The organism is Stieleria magnilauensis (assembly GCA_007753675.1).
In the GTDB taxonomy this organism is placed as follows: Bacteria; Planctomycetota; Planctomycetia; order Pirellulales; family Pirellulaceae; genus Stieleria; species Stieleria magnilauensis.
In genome coordinates this window covers 2,008,826-2,031,060 of the sequence record CP036432.1, presented here as the reverse complement: position 1 = coordinate 2,031,060, position 22,235 = coordinate 2,008,826, and the positions used below count along the sequence as shown (strand labels likewise).

17 protein-coding genes are annotated in these 22,235 nt (G+C 59.8%); 5 read left to right on the top strand and 12 right to left on the bottom strand.

Annotation, left to right across the window (positions count from 1 at the left end; genetic code table 11):
• Positions 1-167: 167 nt before the first annotated feature.
• On the bottom strand, positions 168-1,610 hold the full coding sequence (gene dnaB, locus TBK1r_RS07355; RefSeq protein ID WP_095736481.1) for a replicative DNA helicase: 1,443 nt from the start codon (positions 1,608-1,610) through the stop codon (positions 168-170).
• 267 nt (positions 1,611-1,877) lie between these two features.
• Positions 1,878-3,581, bottom strand: coding sequence for a DnaA/Hda family protein (locus TBK1r_RS07350; protein WP_419581083.1), 1,704 nt, complete (start codon positions 3,579-3,581; stop codon positions 1,878-1,880).
• A gap of 898 nt (positions 3,582-4,479) precedes the next feature.
• Between TBK1r_RS07350 and lexA the strand changes: the two genes are divergently transcribed.
• A complete protein-coding gene (gene lexA, locus TBK1r_RS07345; RefSeq protein ID WP_145208552.1) occupies positions 4,480-5,082 on the top strand; it encodes a transcriptional repressor LexA in 603 nt (200 codons plus the stop codon).
• A 240-nt stretch (positions 5,083-5,322) separates the two neighbouring features.
• On the opposite strand, the gene ndk is transcribed toward lexA, so the two are convergent.
• On the bottom strand, positions 5,323-5,781 hold the full coding sequence (ndk, locus tag TBK1r_RS07340; RefSeq protein WP_145222217.1) for a nucleoside-diphosphate kinase: 459 nt from the start codon (positions 5,779-5,781) through the stop codon (positions 5,323-5,325).
• 309 nt (positions 5,782-6,090) lie between these two features.
• Between ndk and TBK1r_RS07335 the strand changes: the two genes are divergently transcribed.
• Entirely contained in the window at positions 6,091-6,870 is a 780-nt protein-coding gene (locus TBK1r_RS07335; protein ID WP_419581082.1) for a hypothetical protein, read from the top strand.
• Here TBK1r_RS07335 and TBK1r_RS07330 read toward each other — a convergent pair.
• Together TBK1r_RS07330 and aroH are read right to left on the bottom strand one after the other, a co-directional pair.
• On the bottom strand, positions 6,867-7,874 hold the full coding sequence (locus tag TBK1r_RS07330; protein ID WP_145208550.1) for a hypothetical protein: 1,008 nt from the start codon (positions 7,872-7,874) through the stop codon (positions 6,867-6,869). The two genes, TBK1r_RS07335 and TBK1r_RS07330, sit on opposite strands and share 4 nt — an antisense overlap.
• Positions 7,875-7,897: 23 nt before the next feature.
• Positions 7,898-8,326 carry a chorismate mutase gene (aroH, locus tag TBK1r_RS07325; RefSeq protein ID WP_145208548.1) on the bottom strand — a complete coding sequence of 143 codons (429 nt, stop codon included), beginning with the start codon at positions 8,324-8,326 and terminating at the stop codon, positions 7,898-7,900.
• Positions 8,327-8,565: 239 nt separating this feature from the next.
• Here aroH and TBK1r_RS07320 point away from each other — a divergent pair, with 239 nt between their 5' ends.
• Complete coding sequence (locus TBK1r_RS07320; RefSeq protein ID WP_145208546.1) at positions 8,566-8,820, top strand: hypothetical protein; 255 nt, start codon at positions 8,566-8,568, stop codon at positions 8,818-8,820.
• A 361-nt stretch (positions 8,821-9,181) separates the two neighbouring features.
• Here TBK1r_RS07320 and TBK1r_RS07315 read toward each other — a convergent pair whose 3' ends face one another.
• Positions 9,182-9,421, bottom strand: coding sequence for a hypothetical protein (locus TBK1r_RS07315; RefSeq protein ID WP_145208544.1), 240 nt, complete (start codon positions 9,419-9,421; stop codon positions 9,182-9,184).
• 139 nt (positions 9,422-9,560) lie between these two features.
• Positions 9,561-11,651: a hypothetical protein gene (locus TBK1r_RS07310; protein ID WP_145208542.1), complete on the bottom strand. Its 2,091-nt coding sequence runs from the start codon at positions 11,649-11,651 to the stop codon at positions 9,561-9,563.
• A gap of 700 nt (positions 11,652-12,351) precedes the next feature.
• Between TBK1r_RS07310 and TBK1r_RS07305 the strand changes: the two genes are divergently transcribed.
• Positions 12,352-13,923 carry a BBP7 family outer membrane beta-barrel protein gene (locus TBK1r_RS07305; RefSeq protein ID WP_419581081.1) on the top strand — a complete coding sequence of 524 codons (1,572 nt, stop codon included), beginning with the start codon at positions 12,352-12,354 and terminating at the stop codon, positions 13,921-13,923.
• Positions 13,924-14,070: 147 nt separating this feature from the next.
• Here TBK1r_RS07305 and TBK1r_RS07300 read toward each other — a convergent pair whose 3' ends face one another.
• The 4 genes from TBK1r_RS07300 to trpD form a co-directional block, all read right to left on the bottom strand.
• A complete protein-coding gene (locus TBK1r_RS07300; protein ID WP_419581080.1) occupies positions 14,071-15,411 on the bottom strand; it encodes an outer membrane protein assembly factor BamB family protein in 1,341 nt (446 codons plus the stop codon).
• A 146-nt stretch (positions 15,412-15,557) separates the two neighbouring features.
• Positions 15,558-16,994, bottom strand: coding sequence for a pectate lyase (locus TBK1r_RS07295; RefSeq protein ID WP_145208536.1), 1,437 nt, complete (start codon positions 16,992-16,994; stop codon positions 15,558-15,560).
• Positions 16,995-17,129: 135 nt separating this feature from the next.
• Positions 17,130-18,272, bottom strand: coding sequence for an aminofutalosine synthase MqnE (mqnE, locus tag TBK1r_RS07290; protein ID WP_145208534.1), 1,143 nt, complete (start codon positions 18,270-18,272; stop codon positions 17,130-17,132).
• A 124-nt stretch (positions 18,273-18,396) separates the two neighbouring features.
• Positions 18,397-19,410: an anthranilate phosphoribosyltransferase gene (trpD, locus tag TBK1r_RS07285; RefSeq protein WP_145208532.1), complete on the bottom strand. Its 1,014-nt coding sequence runs from the start codon at positions 19,408-19,410 to the stop codon at positions 18,397-18,399.
• A 119-nt stretch (positions 19,411-19,529) separates the two neighbouring features.
• Here trpD and TBK1r_RS07280 point away from each other — a divergent pair, with 119 nt between their 5' ends.
• Entirely contained in the window at positions 19,530-20,471 is a 942-nt protein-coding gene (locus TBK1r_RS07280; protein WP_145208530.1) for a nucleoside hydrolase, read from the top strand.
• A 165-nt stretch (positions 20,472-20,636) separates the two neighbouring features.
• Here TBK1r_RS07280 and TBK1r_RS07275 read toward each other — a convergent pair whose 3' ends face one another.
• Positions 20,637-22,235 (bottom strand): BBP7 family outer membrane beta-barrel protein, encoded by a 1,599-nt coding sequence (locus tag TBK1r_RS07275; protein WP_145208528.1) that lies wholly within the window; start codon positions 22,233-22,235, stop codon positions 20,637-20,639.

Below are 22,235 nucleotides of genomic sequence, written 5' to 3'. Positions count from 1 at the left end.
GCCGTTGCTGAGATTTTTTGACCCCATCATTTTTTGACCAATTCGAGCCACAAGAAATCTCGGCCTTGCCGAAAACAAGGCGCCATGCAAAGAACGAGGACACGCGTTACGCAGCGTCGGCGCGTAAGTGCATGAGCATTGGGTGAACCAGTGATGCCGCTGTCCAATCAGAACCCGCCGGGCGCGGTGAACTCGGCGTAGTCGCTGAATTCATCGTGGTGTTCGGGGGCGCGGTTGCTGAACCGGGTGAAGTCGGATTCCCAGGTCAATTGCACGTCGCCGACCGGGCCGTTCCGCTGTTTGGCGATGATGATTTCGGCTTGCCCGGCGTACTGGGCGCGTTCTTCACCGCGATGGTAATACTCTTCGCGGTGGACGAACATCACGACGTCGGCGTCTTGCTCGATGGCCCCGGATTCACGCAAGTGGCTGAGTTTGGGGCGGTGGTCTTTGCTGTCTTCGGCCTGGCGATTCAATTGCGACAGGCACAACATCGGGACGCCCAGTTCACGCGCCATCCCTTTCAGGCGACGGGCGATCTTTGCGACTTGTTCTTGACGGGGGTCGCGCGAGTTATCCGGTTCGATCAGTTGCAAGTAGTCGATCACGATCAAACCGAGACTGCCGTGCCGCCGTTTGATCCGTCGTGCGGCGGCGGCGATTTCGCTGACCGTTCGGCTGGGAGAGTCATCGACGAAAAACGGCGCGGTGCTGATTTCGTTAGCCTTGTTGATCAAGCGGGTTTGGTCCTCGGCGCTGATCGTTCCGTTTCGCAGGCGGTGACCGTTGACGCGGGCGAGGGAGCAGAGCATCCGGTCGGCCAATTCGATGCCCGACATTTCCAAGCTAACAAACAGCACCGGTTGTCGCATTTCGATCGCCCCGTGTTCGGCGATGTTCATCGCCAGTGCCGTTTTTCCCATCGACGGTCGGGCGGCGAGAATGATCAATTCGCCGTTGTGCAACCCGCCGGTCATGGTGTCGTAGTCGGCCAGACCGGTTTCAACGGTCCCGTCGGTGACTTCACCGCGCAAGCGGGCTTCCATCCGGTCCATCGCGGCGTGCAGCACGTCGTTCATCGAGTGCAGGGAGTTGGACGAGCGTCCGTCCATGATCGAGAACACTTTCTGTTCCGCCTGGGCACAAAGCTCTCGCGCGTCGCTGGCCTGGTCGTAGGCGTCGCGGAGAATTTCGGTGCTGGCGTTGATCAGGTTCCGATAAACTGCTTTTTCGGAAACGATGCCGGCATAGTAAACCGCGTGTGCGGCGTTGGGCACGGAGTTGGAAAGCTTGGCCAGATACGCGGCCCCACCGATCTTGTCGAACTCGTCCGACGTTTTCAGCCGGGAAACGAGCAGCATCACATCGATCTTCTCGCCGTTGTCGTACATGTCACGCAAGTGCGTGTACAAGATCCGATTGGCATCGTCGTAAAAGTCATCCGCTTTCAAGGACGCGGTGTCGTCACAGACTTCGGGCAACAGCAGAATGCTGCCCAGCACGCCCATTTCGGCTTCGAGATCATAGGGCGGCTGGCGCTGAAGGATTTCGGCAGCCGAGAGCGGTTTCTTTTTCTTTTTGTCCCACGGACGTTCGTTCTGGTCAGCCATGAAGTTTCCGATCCCTGGAAGGTTTTGAAGAAGCAGCGGCAAAGTCCGCCGAGCGGGAGACTAGGTCAGTGTCTGGTGTTTCGACAAAAGTTTCAAGCTGCGGGTTTTAAGTTTCGAGTTTGGAGTTTCAAGTTTCAAGTGAGTTGGCAGTTGGCAGAAAAACTGGGGGCAGAAAAAGGGAAGGCGGAACAGGAGAATCAGACAAGAAAATCGGTGACAAGAAAATATCGGGTGGTTTCATAGAACCTGAAACCTGAAACCTGAAACCTACCCCGTTTTCAGCATGGATTCGATTCTGCGGATCGCTTCATCGGTCGAGAGGGCGGCTTGCCCCCTGCCGACGCTGCGTCCGGCGTCGAGCCATTGGCGGACACGCTGATTGGCCAGGATCGCGGTGCTGTGGCTGCGTCCCCCGAAGTGCCCGCCGATTTCGGAGTAGGCGCTGCTGGTCATCTCGCGGGCCAAGTACATCGCCAGCATTCGCGGTTCGGTGATGGACTTGGTTTGTGAACCCGACTGCAGCGACTTGGAATCCAATTGAAAGACTTTTTCGACGGCACGTTCGATGGCGCTGAGCGTGATCGGGACACCGGAGGAGCGGAGCAGGTGGGCGCCGTGCTGACGGATTTGGTCCATCGAGGGCATTTGGCCGTGCATCCGTTGCAGCAGTGCGACCAGATTGACGATGCCGCTGAGCAGTCGCCCGTCACCGCCGGCGACCGATGCGATTTCTTGTAGCGTCGCGTCGGGCCAAGGGATCAAACAGCGCTCTTCCGCGTAGCGTGCGAGCAGTTGCGTTCGCGTCTGGGTGTCCAGCGATTCGACTTGGCAAACCAGCCCCGAAGCCAATCGCCCCGAAAGTTCTCCGCCCAGTCCGTTGATCTCATTGGGCGACTTGGTTCCGGCAAACACCAGCGGTTTGCCGACTTCGGCAAGCATCTCGATGGTGTGGTGGAGTTCACGAATCGTGGCCTTCTTTTCGACGAAGAATTGGATGTCGTCGATCAACAGTGCGTCGGCGTCACGAAAACGAGACCGAAAGGCGGGCAAGCAGTTTCCGTTGAGCGCCTTGATGAAGTCATTGGTGAATTCTTCAGCGGACAGGTAGACGACCCGTCGCATGCGATGGAGACCGCGTAATTTTCCAGCCACGGCGCTCAGCAGGTGCGTTTTGCCGGACCCTGGCGGTCCCCACAGGACCAAGGGGGACGCCAGACCGGGGCTTTCGATGGCCATTTTGCAGGCCGTCCGCGCCAGCTCGTTGCACTGCCCGCCGACAAAGTTCTCCCAACTGCATTCGCTTCGCGTGTTGGAAGCGTGATGGGGCGTCTCGGTGGTCGATGGCTTGACTTCGGCTTTTGTTGCCTGCGATGTGATCCCGCCGGCGAACGCGCCAGCGGCCGAGACCGTCGGTCGCGATGTCGCGATTCGTTTCGGCCGCGGTGACTTTCGTGAATCGGTGCCGTCTCGCAGGATCGCTTGCAGCGACTGGGTGCCCCGCGGCTTTCGCACGACGGATGCTGCGGCTGCTTTCGCCGCGGTTCGGCGTTCTTGTCGCACCGAGGACGCGGGGCGGGAAGTCTCGTCAGGCTCGCGAGCGTCGGTCGCATCGCCTGCGTCGGTGGCATCGCTGGCGCCCGCTTCGGCAAATGGCAACTCGGCTTGGAGCGTGGGGCGATCCTCGACGTGGACCCTGACGGTCGTCGACGCGCCACAGGCCGATGCGGCGGCACCGCGCATCGCGGCCAGGTAGTGATTGCTCAGTCGGTCGGCAGCGAATTGTCCGGCCGCGACGGCGACGATCGATCGCGAGGGGTCGGCGGTCCCGGCAACTGCGTCAGCGGCTTCGAGAACAAAGCGAACGCCCGAGAACCAAATCTGGAAACGCTCGTGCCCCACACGTTGCTTCAAAGCCTCCTTGAATGTCGCGATGACGTCCGAGTCATCGGTGCAGCCGTGCGGTGTGGACATACCGGGAGCGCAGTCCTCCATCATGGATGTTCGCGGGATCAGTCGGGAACCAACCAGACGACACGGACATGCGGCCACGCATCGTTGTGCTGTGTCGATCGGATTGGTGTGTTCTTGGGGAATCCATCGAACCGGAAAAGCAGCCAAAGCGTTGGCAAGAAAAGCAGCCAACCTAGCTCCGCTGGGTGGCATCTCAGCCTCCCGGATCGATGAGGGACTTGAATCGTCGACGTTGAAACTGGCCCCCCCGGTGGTGCGGTCCACAGCGTTTGCGGACACGTTGGTGTGGGGACGTGATTTCTTCACGTCGCGTTCATCAAGTGGGCGAGATTCTATGTTTGCTAGCACGCAAGTCAAACCGATTGCTAGCAAGTTGCGGATGCTTTTTTTTTCGACCCGGACGATCATTCGACTGGGGCAATAATTCCCGGTCGCATGGTCCGAATCTGGACTTGCCCGTTGTCAAACCTGCCCGCTTTGTGCGAGTTTTCCGGGGCGTGGAAAAAGTGTCGCCCGCGGCGGGGGTGAGTCCCATCTGCCAACGAAAGTGTGTCTGTAAAGTCTTTCTGTGCAGCGGTTTGTGGCGTTTGCCTGGCGGTCGAAGTCGAAAACCGGCCGCACCAACGGTGGCTGATCGATGCGGCCCGATCCACGAAAATCTGTGTTCGGTGGCGACAACGCGTCGGGAAATCGAACGGCACGCCGATTAGCACTACGGTATTGGACAGATGTGCTCCTAATCATTTTGGCACCGGTTCAATTCCGCACGATTTAATGCCGGGGGTCCTGCTATACTCCATCTGGCCCGTGTTCGGGTTTCATGGACTTTGGCAAATGGACCACATACACTGTTCATGTTGTCACTGCGACGACATCACACCGTTTACTGAGAAGGCTAATGGGGACCAAGCAACTCACCGACCGCCAACGGCGGGTATACGAGTTGATTCGAGAGTTAATTCTCAACCGGGGCTATGGACCAACGGTTCGTGAGATCGGCGAGGCATTTGGCATCAAGAGCCCCAACGGGGTGATGTGTCATTTGCGTGCGCTGGAGCGAAAGGGATTGATCCACCGCAGCCCCAACAAGTCGCGGGCGATCGAATTGACCGAAAAGCTCGATCGTCAAAATCACAGTCTTCCGATGGCCGGGATGGTTGCCGCCGGAACGACTGCCTTGGCATTTGAGCAGAGCGACACGATGGATTTCAGCGGGATGTTCTGCCAGAACGACCGTTTTATCCTGCAGGTGTCGGGTGATTCGATGATCGAAGCGCACATCCAAGACGGCGACTTTGTCGTCATTCAAAAGCAGGAATCGGCTGAACCGGGCCAGATGGTGGTGGCGGAGCTTCCCAGCGGAGACTCGACGCTGAAGTTTTGGTTCCCGGAAGAGGGCCGCATTCGGCTGCAACCGGCCAACGCGGAGATGTCGCCGTTGTATGTCGACGACGCCAAGGTTGTCGGCGTCGCCGTGGGCGTCGTGCGGAACGTGCTGTAGGCAGCCGCTGGGGCGCTTGTTCAAGGCGGCCTGTTCGGTGCCGGCTTATTGACCCTCCCTCGCTGCGTTCGACTCCATAGGCAGCAAGTTAAGCCGTGGAATCGTCATTGAGTGAAGTCACCCTCCCATTGGGAGGGTGACGAACGATGTGTCGATCCAATGCCCAATCAGGCAGGGTGACGTCACGCCTCGCAGCGGGCGTGATTCTTTACGCGTGGTTCTCGATGCCACGCGGTTTCGTTATTCGTCGCCGGCGCGCAGGAAGGGCGTCAGGACGGGTTCATAGCGGCAGATCTCGCTGTCGTCGAAGTAGATGCCCAGCTCTCGTTTGGCCGCTTCGGCACCGTCGCTGGCGTGGACCAGGTTCATTTGCCGGCTGCTGCTGAAATCGCCGCGAATGGTGCCGGCGGCGGCGTTGAGCCCGCTGGTGGCGCCCAGCATGTCGCGAACGACTTTGATGACGTCGAGTCCATCGATCGCCATGGCGACGATCGGGGCCGAGGTGATGAACGCTTCCAGGCTCGGGTAAAACGGTTTATCGACGTGTTCGGCGTAGTGCTTTTTCGCCATTTCCGGCGTCACTTTCAGCATCTTCATTGCAACGATGTTCAAGCCTTTGGCTTCGAATCGCGCGATCAATTGTCCCATCAATCGCCGCTGGACCGCGTCGGGTTTGAGAAGAACGAGGGTGCGTTGCATCAGATCACTCATCAAAAATAAACTCCACTCAAGCCTTTCGGATGTTTGCGGCAGCCGCCTAGGACTTTGTGCGGGGCCGTGTCGAAACGATTTCGGCACGAATTATCAGCTTCTGTCGCGGTTGCGCGAAGCGGGTATTAAGTGCAAGGTTCGGACCTGATAGATTTCAGCGTCCCGACCCGACCGTGGCAACGGCGCGACCGAGGGAATTGATTGTCGGCGTGTCGCGCGCCCGAGCGGGGCATCGATTGGTGCCCGGGCCTGTAGTTGGATCGACATCGGAAGTAAGAATCTCAAAAAGGCGACACGATGACAGAAGCTGAGCAGCATGACGGGGACGAAGCCCAGGGAAACGAGCAGCACGGGCATGCCCATGTGCATTCGCATGGATCGGGTGGATCGCAGAAAAAGCGGATCTATCTGGTGCCGTATCCCAAGTTCATTTTCATGTACCCGACGTTGATCATCTCGACCCTTGCGACGTTGGTGTTGTGGGCTGGCGGTCACTCGATTGCCGATCCGAGCGAGACCGTCCCGGTTGTGATGACAGGGATTTTCCTGTGTGTGATGATGGCCAACTTGTTCATCATCGTCTTTGATTTTCCCAGGGCGACGTCGCTAACGCTGGTGTTTATCGTGACCACGGTCGCGATGGGAGTGTGGATGCTATTTCTCACCCGCCCCGATTTATTGCCTGCGGTGGGGGATTGGATCAAGCGGATCCGTCCGGTCGCCAACACGACGTTCTTTCTGTGCACGACGATCGGTATGACGTTGATGTACATCGCGGTCTTTGTCAGCACCAAATTCAACTATTGGGAATTGTCCAACAACGAACTGCTGCATCACCACGGTTTGCTGAGCGATTTGAAACGCTATCCGGCTCCGAACTTGCGTGTCGACAAAGAGATCAACGACGTGTTTGAATACATGTTGTTGGGGGCGGGGCGATTGATTCTGCACCCGACGACGGAGAAGCGGGCGATCGTGCTGGACAACATTCTGTTCGTCGGAAAGAAAGAAGACCAAATGACGCGAATGCTGGGATCGATCAAGGTCAAGATCGGCGACGACAGCGGTCCCAATTAGTCCAGTTCGTGGTCGGCAAAGTCGTCTTGTCCCGCCGATCGTGCGGTTTCGGACCGTTTGCGAAGCGGGGCGAGCATGCGATCGAGGGCTAACAAGGCGACCGGCATCGCCGCGCCGGCGTCTTTCCATTGGTCCCACCAGTTGGCGACGATCTTGCCGACCGACTCGTCGCCGAGCCGCCACAACGCCACAGCGGTCTGGACCGGCAGGGGATCGGCGCGGAACAATTCCAGATTCGCCCCGGCGGTCAACACGACCGGCACGCAGCCGAGATCCCAGGGCAACGTGGTGCGGCGGTGAGTTCCCGAGCCGAAGTCTTCGGGGTGGCTGGGGGTTTCGCCCTGTCCCAGTGTTGCCGCCAAGTGCCGACCCACGGCGACTTGTGTGACCCAGAATGCCAATCGAAAGATCTCGCTCACGGCGGGATCGGCGTCGGTCAACATCGCTTCGATCCAGACGCGGCATTGGCCCGAGTCAAACCCGCCATCGCCGCCGCGGACCGGTTGGACCAACAGACAATCGACGTTCTCGGGCCACCATTTCTCCGGCGGCGCCGACCCCCAGATCTGTCGCGCCGTTTCGATCAACAGGCCCGGACCATAGGTTTGCCAGCGATCTTTCAGGGGACCGGCACGCAGGCCGAGCTGTTGTTCCAGCTTGGGAAAACGTTGTTGGTAAGCGATCCGGCATTGGTCGAGTTGGGTTCCCAGCGCCGCGGCGGTCTGGTCGATTTGAAGTTCGCTGCAGCCGGCGGCGACCAGGGCCGGCGGACAGGACTGCCGGGCGGTCCGCCCGGCGGCAACCGAGGCGAACAGTGCCGACCAGAACGCTCGGACGTCGGCCAGCGCCGAAACCAGCCGGGTGTTGATTTCGCTGGTCGGACCGCTCAGTGCCGATTCGGTCCGCTGGTCGCTGCAGACGCCACCGGTGGCGACGACGAACGAGGCGTGAATCACGCTCAAATCGACCGCAGGGTGAAATCGGACGTTGGATTTCTTGGCCAAGGCTTTGAAACTCGTGCAGCGATCTAGGGGGTGGAAGACAGTTGGGACTGGATCCATTGTTCCAGCTCGTCAAAATCCACGGGCGGAAGCTCCGACAGATCGGGCCGCAATTTTACCGCGTCGTGCAAGTAAAAGTGCTGGATCTCGGACTGTGATTTCTCGGTGTTCCAGTGCAGCAACACGCGAATGCAGCGTGGCAACGATTTTTCGACGGTGATTTCGTATCCGCACAACAACGGGACTTCCAGCCAACCGAGTTGGCGCGCGGCCAACGCGGGGAATTCCGCCGACAGGTCTTTGGTCACGGTGAAGTAGGCGCTGGCCAGGTCCGCCGTGTCGATCCCGTTTTGGCGAATCATCAGCGCCAGCAACTGTCTCGTTGCGAGCAAGATTTCGTCACGATCATCCGCTTGGACCGTTGTCGCACCGCGGACGCCTCGGCAAGCCAACATACTTTCTGATTCCTTAGGGCAATGGACCAATCGCCGTGGGATCGGCGTGAGCCGCCCGCGGGCGCGTTTCGCTCATCGCCCGATTTCGACGGTGGTCAGAATTGACGGGTTTCCTGACGCCGATTTAGCCGTATAAAGCTTACTCGGAAACGCCTACTATAGGGACCGAACCGCCCGGCCGATAACCGTCTTGACCGGCCCATGACATTCGACCACACCTTTCCATTCGGAAACTGAATATGAGCGACCACCGTTCGCCCTATCAAGAACGAATTATCAAGAATTACTACCAAAACCGGGATTCGATCGGGATCCAAAAGGCTCAAGAAGCGGTCAGCGAGCTGTACCTGAGCCAAGGCAAGAAGCGAGAAACCGTCTGGAAACGGCTGATCAGCCATCTGGAGAAGGCCGGATTGCCGGCCGAGCAGATCGAACATCTGCGGGAAAAAGACGACCCAGCGTTGGTCGCCGAGGCGATCGGAAAGCTCGCCTGAAAATCGTCTACGGCCGCTGAAACGCATCGAAACGGCCGGGGCTGGCGCCATGCCCGAGGTCCTACGGCCAGCGCCCTACGGCCGGCGGCTCACCAATCCTGTTGAGCGCTGGCAGCGCGAACCCACGGATGACAGGGTGCATGAGATCCGTGGGGTCGCGCTGCCAGCGGTGGGCTCAGTGGTCATTTGATTGTTCCGCAAGTTGCAGCCTGACCCCTTTTCCGCTCGGCAAACGCAACCCCAAGATGGAATTCCAGAGCACGAGCGGGAACACTCGCGCAGCATTTCAGCTCGGTGATGCGGAACTGCGTCAACGATGAGCCGCAGCCACGCAACGCAGCCGGCAATCGCTCAGGCTTGCTCAGTTGCGAGACTGTTTTTCTTGGGCTCGAGCAGCTTTGAGGGCCGCCGCTTCACGGGAGAGTTTGAACTCTGGCCCGCTCGGGAAATACTGCACGTCGTCCTGCAAGTAGTAAGGACTCGGCAATGTCTGCCCATTAATGCCCACTTGGCATCCGCTCGCGCCGATCAGGCAGGTGCCTGCAAAGAGGGCGATAGCGGTAGCTCGTGTGATGCGTCCAGATGTCGATTTTCGGCTCATGGCTTCCATGCCTTGTTTGAATCGTCACGTACCGGGGCCGTCGAATGAATTCGAATCCCGTCACAACCGGTATCGGATGAATAACCGGCAAAGATTAACCGGGCATGCAGAAATTGTCGAAATCGTGGGCGTGGCACACTTATTCTTCGGGGGCTGTGTCTTGGCTGGGCGTGTCTTGGCTTGTCGTGCGGAGAAGTGTCTGGGGGGCATCGGGCCATTGGACGAGTGCATGCAGATGCAATTTGACATGCTGCTCGATTCTGACCGCCAGCTCGCCGAGCAGCGTCAACCGCTCTAAAACCGCCTCCGCACGCTCGAGGTCGGCTTCGATCCTCTGCCCACGTGTCCGCATCATTTGGCGATCCATCTGGTTGGCCGAACTGTAGCTTTGTTTGTACATCCCGCGTTGCATCACCAGTTTGCGGTGATTTTCGGTCCACAACGCGTTTTCGGCGGCAAAGCTCTCTCGGCTGAGCGAAACCCAGGGCAGCGAGGGATCTAATCGGCCGCCGAACTGCATCCGGCAAGAAAGCTTGCGCGAGCAATCGATGTCCAGTTTGACAGCAATTGCGACCGTCTCTCCGTCGGTCGGTGTCAAGATCGCGATCGCCGAACCGTGGTGGGGGTGTTCCGGATCGAAGGGGGTGTGCCAAGCCAAGTCGATCGAATCGGGGGCGGACAGCTCGATTTCCAATCGCGACACGTCGGCCGGCAGCGGGGCGCCGAGTGGCCAACTGGGGCGCCATCGGCGCGGATCCAGCGAAAACGGATAGGGATCGGACTCGATCGACGGTCGCAGGTAGACGGATTGTCCGTCGGAGAGCACCAGTCGCCCATGCAACAGTTTCTGTGACAGGCCGTCTCGAGCGGCGTTGTCTGACCAGCGGAGCACCGTGGCGGGGCCGGTTCGGATCAGTTGTGCGATCGGATTTCCGGTCTGTTGATTGATCAGGTTTCGCGTATCGTCCGTTGCCGCGTCGGAAAGTGCGATAGCGACCGCGCTGGGAAACTCGATGCGTTCGACCGAGCCGGCCGATGGGTCGATGACGGTTTCAGTTTGGCTGTCGACGCGGGGTGGCAATTCGACGAATCGATCTGCCGACGGCCGGGTCTGTTGAGGGACTTCGGCGGCGTCTTGATCGGAGGCATCCGACTGGAGCACCGATTCCAGCGTTTCGTTCACGTCGTTCGTGGCGTCGTTTTCAGAGAAAACGAATGAACTTGAGCGGGCCGCCGAGCCGGATCGCGAGTCCTCGGTTGGTGCCAGTGGCGTCGTGATTTCCGGTGATTCGAATTTCGCTGTTTCGGGGGGCTCGATCGCGAGATCGACCGAGGGATCAAGCAGGTCCGTGGGATCACCCGAGAGGCCGCTGGCGAGCAAGTCATCCAGATCGTCCATGACATCGAATCCGCCGCGAATGTCTTCACGATCGATGACCGAGGGGACGGTAAACTCCAACGGCGCAGGCGCGTCGGCTGGATCACGATCTTGATCAATGGGTGGGGAAGCGACGAGCGGCGGCCCTGGTGGTGCTTCGCGTTCGGTCGTTTTTGGCGGGGCGGGGGGATCGCCCACGGAGGGCGCCGCCGTTTGTTCGACCGTTGTGGTTTGGCTGGCACGGATTTCGGCGCGCTGCGAGCGATGCTGCTGGATTCGGATCGCGGTGCCGATCAAAGCGACGGCGACAGCGGCGGATCCGACCCCCAGGACCAGATTCCAGTTGAATCGCCGATCGCGCGCGATCGGCTGGGGTTTGCCGGGGCGAATTTTCTCCTCGCTCAGCTCGGGCGGGGCGACCGCGGCTGGACCGAAGCGATCGACCAGCGACGCGGTGAATTGTTCGATCAGTTTTTCTCGTCGAGCCTGTTCGATGCTGGACAGCGCGAGAGATTGCGTCGGTTCGGTGGCGTGTGTTTCGAAACGATTGTGGGATTGGAAGCGATCTCGATCGACGCGGTTCCGGGTGCGGGAGGGGACGCTTTGGCGAGCGATCGCGGGGCGTGGCGCGGAAAGTAGTTGGAGGAACTCTGCGGAGAGCATTTCGAGATCGCGGCTGCCTTGATCGGCCGGCGGTGCGATACCGGTGAAGCAAAGCTCGCCATCAAGGCCAATCGTCCAATCGTCCAGATTGATCGCGGCGATGGTTTCGCCATCGGCCAGGTGTTGTCGACAGGCGTCCTTGAAACGTTGTGCCAGTTGTGCGGCAAGATCCGGCGGTGGTGTCCCCAAGCGTCTTACCAATGATGCGACCGATTCAGCGGCGGCGGCAGGGGTAGGTCGGGGCTGGCTGTCGCCCGGCGGACGTTTCCGATCTCTTCGCGCTGACCTGGTCGCGGGAACGTCTTGCGATCCATTGCGATTCGATGCGTCGGGCGAGGAGGGGGACATATCCGAGCGTGGCAACGGGCTTGGGGAGGCGTGAGGCGGTTGAGGGCAAACCGACCCTGATTTCAGCGACCTGCTATTGTCGGTAGGAGACAGCTGTCAAGCAAACCCAACAGCGTGTTGCTCCCCCGACGAAAGCCAAAAAAAACATGACTTTTGGCGTATCCGTATTGACTGATACAGATTTCCTGAGTGGTTCTACCGGAATTAACCAAACCACCGGGGTGGTCTTTGCCGATAACTCCGCTTGAAGCGATTCTTAGGACGCATCCGATGCACCAATCGAGGCCGGGTTTGACCCGGTTGGATGGACGCGGTTTGCCGAGCGGGATTCGTTTCAACATTGAATTACCAGGGGGGAACTGGTTGATCGCTGCACCTTGATGCGGCGGGCGTGGATGCATTGCATCGACGCGCCGGTCATTTCCTCTCTCCAAATTGCGGCTCGGGATCCCAGCGTGGCACAGGTGTGCACGCATGGCTCGGGCGAACGAGCCCCAACAGCGAGGCGGCTGCGACCGCGGAGACGTTTGCGATGCACCGAATGATTCGAAACATGGTCAACCGTTTGACAAACACAGACAGCGAAGCGGGTACGTCCCGTCTGCCCGCTGCCAAACCTCTCCCTGGTCTTTACCGTGCCGGTTCGGCGCTGGTGGGGACCGGCCTAGCAGTGGCCGCGGCAATTTTTGCCGCCGGACTACTCTCCGGCGAGGCTTCGGCACAGGGCTATCCCTCATCGGGCGTATCGCTTGCCAATTATGACTTAGCCGCCAGCGGCTTCGTCACTCCAGCCGGAATGCCGCCGATCGGCGCTCCTGGCATGATGGGTATGAGTGGGTCACCGGTGATGCCGGTCGGCTACAACAATGGATGCGACACCGGCGGTTGCGGTGCACTGCCGATGCAGGCTTGCATGGACCGCATGGTCTGTGGAACCTGTGGCGGCGGAGGCGGTTGTTCGTGCAACGGCATGCTCGGCGGCGGCGGCATCCTTGGGAAACTCCGCAGCGGCGGCACGGGTTGCCTGTTCTGTCGCGGTGCCGGATGCACGGCGTGTAAAGAACTGCCGTTCGGCTATGCGGGCTCGTGCCTGGCATCGGCCGTCAGCTTGTTGCGTCCTTACGAAGAGGCCGGCATTTGCAACCAACGCTGGTATGACATCAGCTTGGAAGCATTGTTCCTGGATCGGCAAATCAAAGGGACCAGTTCCTCGGTCATCGCCCAACGTGGTAGCGGCACCAGCGGCACTCCCGCACTGACGCTCAACGACGACGGCTTGGATGATTTGGAAGCCGGCGTGCGAGCGTCGGTTGCATTCATCTGGGGTGTGGGCGGCAACGTCGAATTGACCTACATGGGCGGCAACGAATGGAAGGAAGGGGCATCGGCAACAGCGGATGTGATCGGCGTCAACTTGGAAGGCAACCTGTATTCCTTCCTCACCGATTTTGGCACCGCCCCGGTCGCCGGTGGTTTCGATGACACCGACCGTTCGACCACGCAATCGATCGAAGCACGAAGCCGATTTCACTCGGCCGAGTTCAACTATCGCCGCCGCACGATGTTCCCCTACTGCCGATTCCAAAGCTCTTGGCTCGTCGGTTTGCGATTCATGCGATATGACGATGGGCTTCGCTACTCGACTCAAGGACAAACCGACGTGACGACCGGCCCCAATCCGGGGATCTATGACCGGTTCTTCAATGCCGACTCCGATACCGAAAACCGGTTGTTCGGGCCGCAGACCGGATTCGATTTCTGGTGGAACGTGGCTCCGGGAATTTCGCTCGGCCTGGGTGCGAAAGGAGCTTGGGTGCAGAACGACGTCGACCGAACGATTCGGATCTCGGCCAACTCGCTCGTACCCCAAACCGTTGTCGACGGCGATCAACGCGGAACGATCCTGACCGACCTTGAACTGAAAGGGATCTATCGCCTGACGCACTCGCTGACCCTACGCGGTTCGTACTACGTCCTGGCTGTCGACGATATTGCCTTCGGCGGCATGGACTTTCAGGCCAGCAGTTCGCCCCAACGGGTGACCGCTGGCAACCTGGCCTACGACAGTCTGACCCTGCAAGGTTTCACCGTCGGTGCGGAATACATGTGGTAGGGCTGTGAAAACCAGCGACTCGCAACGACAAAAACCCCGCTCGGATAACGAGCGGGGTTTTTTTGCGATTGAGACATCTTGGTTGTGATGGTGTGATCTAGACAACCGACTGCGCCAGCGCAAGCTGGAAGCTTACGCCACAGTGGTCTAGCGACTCAAATCGACGGCGACAATTTCTTTGTCGTTTCGGATGAACGCGGTCTTGTCGGCGTAGGCCGGATGGCTCCAAAGTACTGGGCGGCCGAACGATTCATTCGTCGGTTCGAGCACCTGCATCCGACCCTTTTCCTCGTAGCCGGCGGCGGTCAGTTCGGCGACGATCAATTCACCGGTTTCGCTCATCAACAGGTAGCGATCGGATTGTCCCAAGCGTGTCAAGAACGCGGTGCCGTGTCGGGCAAATCGTTTTTCGCCGGGCACGGTGGGTTGGAAGGTTTCCCAAAGTCGATCGCCGTTGGTTGCATCGACGGCGATCAGGTTTCCTTTGACGCAATCGGTTCCGTAAATCACACCATCGACGATCATCGGCGGCGCGTTGCTGCAATGGACGGCGTTCTTGGGGCCACCGCGCCAGAGTTCTTTCGCGGTGGGCGAATCGCTGCCGAGCCGAAACATGACCGCTTCGGCATGAATCCCGCTGGCGTACATCAGGTCGCCTTCGATCATCGGTTGGGCAATCGACATCTCGTAGGCGGGCGTGATCGGAATGTTCCACAGTGATTTTCCCGTGGCCGGATCCAAGCCCTCGACGGCTTCGGGGTGATAAACGATCAACTGACGTGTTCCGCCGGCCTCGATGATGCGAGTCGCACAGTACCCGGCTTTGGCGTCCAACGATTTCCAACGCACCTCTCCGGTCGCTTTTTCAAACGCGACCACGCCTTGTCCCTGGCCGCCGACCATCGTGTACAGCAGATCGCCGTCGACCAAGGGATGCGACGCGAAGCCCCAGATGGGCACTTCGGCGCCAAAGTCATTGGGCAAATTGCGTGTCCAAACCAACGAACCGTCGGCGACCGACAGACAGGTCAGATCGCCTTCGGCACCGAGCAGGTAAACGTTGTCCCGGTCGACCGTCGGGGTCGCACGGGGGCCGGCGGGGTAGCTGATTTCGTAGGGGCGGTCATACGAGTATTCCCAGAGTTTCTCGCCGGTTTTCGCATCCAACACTTGCAGACGCTCTTTGCCGGTCAGGGTGGCGCGTTGGCCGGGATCGTTGACCACTTCGCCGCCACTGCGTTGATAGTCAAACACGAACACCTTGCCGTCGGCGACGGCGGGGCCGGCGTACCCTCCCGCGATCGGGGTTCGCCATTTGATCGGCAACCCCGAATCGGGGATGTGGTCGATCACACCGGACTCGCGGTAAACGCCATCTCGCGAGGAACCAAGCCAGCCCGGCCAGTCTTCGCCGTTGACTCGATCGGGGCTCGTCAAAATCGAGCCGGTGACGCACAGACAGGCGATCAAAAGAACGTGTTTTGTCATCAATTGGTTACTCATTGAGGAATTCAGGTCAGCCATTATTACGGATCTATACCGTCTGGCCGAGGCGATCTTTCCGTGTTTCATTGTGAATGTTTCATGACCGCTTTGACCAGCCGGCCGTCGAGAGCGTCACGAGAGACAGCCGCTCATTGATCCACGGCGTCCAAATACTCCGCCAGCGTCGTCAGGTGCTCGACCGCGACGTCCATGTTGATCGTCGGTCCGGGGACCCGGTGGTACCGCATCGCTTCGTCGCTCAACCATGCGCCGCGTTCGTCTTGTCCATCCATGATCTCTTGAACCTCGCGAGGACTTGGGGGGCGGCTCGGCTCGGATTCGGCGAGCTGTTTCGGCGTCAGTCGGGCGATCCGTTCGTACTTCTTCCGCAACTGGGGAACTTTGCTTTGTAGCTGGAACCCGTAGTGCGTGGGCATGTCGCTGTCGTCGTAGGTCAGTTGATAGTTGAGGGTGAAGTACAACGGGCGATTCGTTTTCAGTTCGTAAAAACGTGCGACGCGGCCGTCTGTCAGATGGCAGGTTTCCAAGTAGTCGAGTGCGTGCGGGATCGGTTCGATGTATTTTCGATCGCCGAGTTCGCGGTACACCATCATCAACGTTTCGATCACGCTGAACGATTCGCTGGTCGTGATCGCGGGCGGTTCGAATTTTCGCGCCCAAATCGGCTGCATCTGGGCGTCGTATTGTTGCGCCCAGGCGGGTTGGGGAGCGGGCATCTGGGCGGCCAGCAATGAGTCGGCAAGCTTGACGGCCGATGCCCGGTATCGCGGATCACCGTAGACTTCGTCAGCCAACAACAGCACCTTCATGACGTCGCGTGCCAAGTGGTCATTCAACGTGTATCGATACCAATATTCGTTGTGTCCGGGATAGGTTCTCGGCCAGGAGTCGGGATAACTGGCGTTCAACTTCGGCGTGTCGAGGTCGCGTCGGTCCGTCCAGACTTGCGGGAATCCTCCGCCGGAAAACTGCCCCCGCTGGATCAACCCATCGAGTCCGTAGAGGGTCATCTCGTGGATCGATTCGTCTTTGAACTCGAGCGCCCGATCCAATTGGATCAGGAAACGCAGTGCCGATTGCGTCTTGTCGTCGTCGAGGCTGGATTGGTCTTTGGCCTTGGAACCGGGGCGGTCGATTCGGTAGGCCCAGCGACGGCGGCGTTCCGGTTCGAACTCGACCATCGCCTGCCAGCCGCCGGATTGCATTTGACCGCGACGAAGCGACTCGGCGGCCGCACGGGCCGCGTCCAGAAACTGACGGTCACCGGTGGCTTGGTAAAGCTGGACGAACGCCTGACCGACTGCGGGTGTGCCCGGCGGTTGGACCCAAACGGTCGACGTTTCGACAACGCCTTCGCCTTCACGATGTTTTAAATCCGCCGAATAACGCCACAGGTAACCGCCTTCGGTGCTGACCTGTTCGACCAGAAACGACGTCGCTTTTTTGGCCGCGGCGAGCGCTTCGCCGGGCAGATCGGCATGGGCTGGCGTTGCGAGGGCGGCAATGATTGCGGCACAACACACGCAAGACAGTCGCGGACGGGGCATCGACGTGTGGTGACGCATGGGACCGGCGGAGCTTGAGGGCGGGAATTCGGGGTGTCCCAAATTCTAACCCGCCGCCGCGGCCGATGGGGGGAGAGGCTTCTCGCGATCGAATCAGTAGCACGACCGCCTGGAAGCCTGTCCCGCAGGTTTCTCTCAGACGCCGACCGGAGCGCCGGACGTCCATTTCGTGAAATCGTGGGGTTCGCGGTGGACGTGGTTGTAAACCGTGTCTCGCTCGACGGGGTCGCGACCGGCTTCGGCGATCAACTGTTTGATGTGATCGACGCTCAGGCATTCCGGGGTTGTGGCGCCGGCGTCGTGATAAATCAATTCGTGCCGGACCGTGCCGTCGATGTCGTCGGCGCCATAGGCGAGCGCGGTTTGTGCGGTTTCGATGCCCAGCATGATCCAGTACGCCTTGATGTGTTGGACGTTGTCGAGCATCAGCCGGCTGATCGCCATCGTCCGCAGATCCATCAGGGCCGACGGTTTCTTGATGTTGTCCAGCTTGGTGTTTTCGGGGTGAAACGCCAGCGGGATAAAGACTTGAAATCCGCCCGTCCGGTCTTGTAATTCACGCAACCGGATCAGGTGATCGATGCGGTGGTAGGCCTGTTCGACGTGACCGTACAGCATCGTACAATTGGTTCTCAGGCCGATTTCGTGGGCCGTTTGATGGATCTGCAGCCATTCGTGCGTGTTCGCTTTGTGCTCGCACAACTGGTCGCGGACTTCGGGGTGAAAGATCTCGGCCCCGCCACCGGGCATGCTTCCCAGCCCGGCATCGCGCATGTCTTGCAGCACCCATTGTTTCGATTTCTTGGTCTGGAATTCGAACCAATTGATTTCAACGGCGGTCCATGCTTTGAGATGGATTTGGGGGTAGGTCTTGTTCAGCAGTTCGATGATGCCGCGGTACCACTCGTACGGCATCTTGTGATGCAGCCCGCCGACGATGTGCATTTCTGTGCATCCGTTTTCGGTGGCTTCGCGGCCGCGTTCGACGATTTGTTCGTCGTTCATCACGTAGCCCTTGGGGTCGCGCAGGTCGCTGCGGAACGCGCAGAACCGGCAGCGATAGACGCAGACGTTGGTCGGGTTCAGGTGGGTGTTGATATTGAAATAACCCACGTTGCCGTTTTTGCGTTCACGGACCAGGTTGGCCAATTGTCCGACTTCCTGCAGTGGCACGGCGGGATTGTAGAGGAAGATCCCGTCGTCCAAGCTGAGCCGTTCTTCGGATTCAACTTTGTCACGGATTTCGCGGAATCGTGCGGCGTAATCGGTTGCAGGCATGTTGGGATGCAGAAATCGGGTGAATTGGTTTCAAACGCGGTAGGAACCGCAAATCCTGGGGAACGTTAACCGGATCAGACGTGGCGACTTTGACAACGCGCCGGCTTTTGCCTCGCGCTGGCCATTACAGAGCGCTCGCCAGTTGCTCCAATTTGGCCTTTGCCGCCCCGCTGTCAATCACCTCGGCGGCACGTTGGACGCCGGCGGCCAGCGAAGGAGCGGATCCGGTCAGCAACAAGGCCGCTGCGACGCCCGCGACGACGGTGTCGCGAGTGGGACCGGGTTGGCCGTCCAGGATGCGGCGAATGATCGCAGCGCTCTCGGCAGGGCCGCTGGCGGCCAGAGCGTCGACGGTCGCCGCCGGCAAGCCGAAATCGTCCGGAGTCCAGCGGTACCGCTCGGTGACTTGATTGCCCGCGACTTCGACGGCGTCGGTGTAACGGTCCAGGGACACTTCGTCTTGGCCATCGGCGGCATGCACGACAAAAGACCGCGCCGTGCCCAGTTGTGCGATCGCGTCGGCGATTTTCGATTGGGCGTCGACGTTGCTGGTCCCGAGCAATTGGTGCGTCGCCCCGGCCGGGTTGCAGAGCGGACCGAGCAGGTTGAACAAGGTTTTGACGCCCAGTTTTCGTCGGATGCCGACGACGTGTCGCATCGCCGGGTGTAATTTTACGGCGAAACAAAAACACAAGCCGATTTCATCGAGCCGCCGGGCCACTTGCTGGGCATCGGATTCGATTCCCACGCCGAGTTCTTCCAGCACATCAGCCGAGCCCGTCACGCTGGTGGCTTTGCGATTGCCGTGTTTGGCGACCGGGACGCCGCAGGCGGCGGTGACAATCGCAATCGCCGTGCTGATGTTGAACGATCCGCTGCGGCTGCCACCGGTTCCGCAAGTGTCCAGCAAAAGCTCGTGATGGTGTGGGATTCGCGTCATGTGGCGGCGCATCGCGGTCGCGGCGCCGACGATTTCGGAAACCGCTTCGCCCTTGCTGCTCAGCGCCAGCAACAACTGCCCGATTTGCTCTTTGGGTGCCTCACCGCTGAGCATTTGGTCGATCAGGACGGCGGTTTGCTCGGCGGAGAGGTCTTCTCCGGCGGTGGCTTGCTGGATCGCGTCATCAAAAGTTGTCATCGGCAGTTGGGGGGATTTGATGAGCCAAATGGGGCGGGGATCGCGTCGGTTTCGTGGAACGCCCAGCACTTTAGCGGATCGGGCTCGTTTCGAAACGCCCGTGAACTTACACTTTTCGCATGACACGAAAAATCATCATCGACACCGACCCTGGAATTGACGACGCCGTCGCCCTGACGGCCTCATTGTTTGACCCTCGCTTGGAGGTTTTGGCGGTCACCGCGACCGCGGGGACCGTTACGGCCGAACAGGCAACGTCCAACGTCTGTGCCATCGTCTCGATGCTCGATCCCCCACGATATCCGCGAATCGGCAAGGCGATTCCGCCGGAGACGGCGTCGGCGATCGACGATCTGTTCTTAAACGGTCGCTGCGGCCTGGGCGAACTGTCGGTCGGTGAAACACAGCGTCAGCATTTACCGAGCAGTGAAAAGGTGATTGCGGAACTGGTCCGCAAGTATCCCAACGAAATCACGCTGGTTTGCCTGGGACCGCTGTCCAATGTCGCTCGACTGTATCGCCGAGATCCGGCAGCCATCAACTTGCTCGACAAAATCGTGATCAGCGGCGGAGCGGTGAATGTCGCCGGCAATGCGAGCTGTGTGGCCGAATTCAACTTGTTTTTTGATCCGGCTGCGGCCAGTGAAGTGTTCGCCTCGCCGACGACCAAGAGTCTGCTGCCGTTGGATGTTACCGGCGAGGTGCAGTTTGGCGTCGAATTATTAGAACAACTGCCTTCGACTGAGACTCGGGCCGGCGAATTGCTGCATCAAATGATGCCATTCGCTTTCCGTACCGCCCACCAACGCTTGGGACGCGAGCTGATCCCGTTGATCGATGCGGCGACGATTGCAGCCGTCGTCGAACCCGAGCTGTTCCAGTGGACGGAAATGGCGGGCAAGGTCGAAACGCAAGGTCTGCTCACCCGCGGCATGTCGGTGTTTGACCAGCGGCTGCGTCCGGAATGGCAAGCCAACATGGAAGTCGCGTTGTCGGCAGACATCGAAGCGGTCAAGGGACTGGTCTGCCGCAGCCTGCGTTACGCCGGGCAGAAGTCGTAGTTCAGAGAGCGGAAACCTAAGTTCAAGAGTCGACGGACCCGTCGTGGATCTTGTGAGAGGTCCTCGTCCTGAAGTTCGACCCGCGGCTGACCCCCAATAACAAAACGCGAGCGTGGCAACCACGCTCGCGTTTGAAAGGGGACGTCGGCGAAGTGCTCGCGACGCTTACCAGTTGTAGTCGAATCCGACGTAGGCCCCGTGCAGGATCAAGCAGTCGTCCGCACGTACCGCCCCGGCCGAAGCGGCGGAGGTGTATTCGGTCGGCATCTGGCCCACAGCGGTGGCCACACCGCAAGCCGCCAAGACGCGATAGCCGCCGTTGATGGTCCAGCAATTGCTGATTCGGTAGCCGAGTCCGAGGTCCAATTCGCCCAGTCCGGCCACCGAGATGTCCGATTGCCGGGTGTAAAGATCGCCGGCACCGGCACCTTGCGAGTTGGTGTAGCCGGTTGCGGTGGTGGTGGTGATGCTGTGAAAGAATTCCGCATCGTTGCCGTAGACGCCGATTTTTCCGCCCAGATTGAACATCGCTCGGCTGCCCATGCAATAACTCAGTCGCGAGCCGAATTGGTATCCGAACAAGTTGTTCTCGGTGATCGACTTGTAATACAAGTCATTCGCTCCGTAGCCGGTCATGCCGTCGACGTCGCCGCCGATTTCCAGTTCGTCTTCGAGTTGGAACCAACGGAAACCGTGTGAGTTCTGGATTCGAAGTCGCCCGCCGGCGGCCCGTGCGAGCGGACCGATGGCGCTGCCGCACGCTTTGTCTTTGCAGCCTCCGAAACCACAGCCACCGCCCCAAATCGAACCCGGGCTGCAGGATCCTAATCGCCGGGCACCCATCAAACCGAAGCCGACGAGGTTGACTTCCAGACTTTGGATTCTCAAGTCACGGATCACTTGAATGCTCGCCGCGTTCATGTCGTAATCGTCATAGACGGTCGTCGCACCGGCGCCCCGGTTGATCGATGCGGTTTGAAGCGCGGGGTTGATCAATCGCAATCCGGCACCGCTGTCGGGAACCTGGCGGCACAAGCAGTCCGGGTCCCAAAGCATGTAGCCCACATCGATGGCGTACTGACCACATCCGAAGTAGCGACCGGCGTGCACGTCGAAACTGGTGTCGTCGGTCGGTTCCAAGTCTCTGTTTCGCAACAGCACCATGCTGCTGTCGTCGGTGACCAGCGGAGTGTTGTCGCTGCCGGCGATATTCCAGAACAACAGATTCGAACCACCAAACCAAGGTGAAATCGGGCGCGGTCCCCGGGCGGGGGCCGTCGCGCAGCTTCCACTGGATGCACCCTGCCAAGGTGCCGCGGCGGCGGCGGCGTAGGGACTGGTGTGCCCGTAGGAATCGCAGGGCGCGCATGACGATCCCGCGGGGGCACAAGACGATCCCAAGGGGGCCTGTGCGGCGACCGGGGATTGCACCGCTACGGTAGGATGGGGGTGGTGATTGTGCTGCGGTGCATACCCGGGTGCCGCCGGCATGCTCGGCACCGGTGGGTAGACGCGCTCGCCTTCGGGATGCGGCAGTTCTTCAATCGCGTTTTGCGCGGCGACCGATTGAACCGAAGCGCCGAAGGGCAATGCGATATTGCCGGAACGATTGGGCTGGATCGGCGCAGTCGGGCGTCGAAAATTGTTCCATCGCGCGGGGGCCTGATAGGTGCCATTGTCGGCAACGCCGGGATTGCCTGCGGTGCAGTCCAGGGCGGCGGCGGCCCCGAGACTGAATCCGAGTGCGATTGCGAAGTGTCGCAT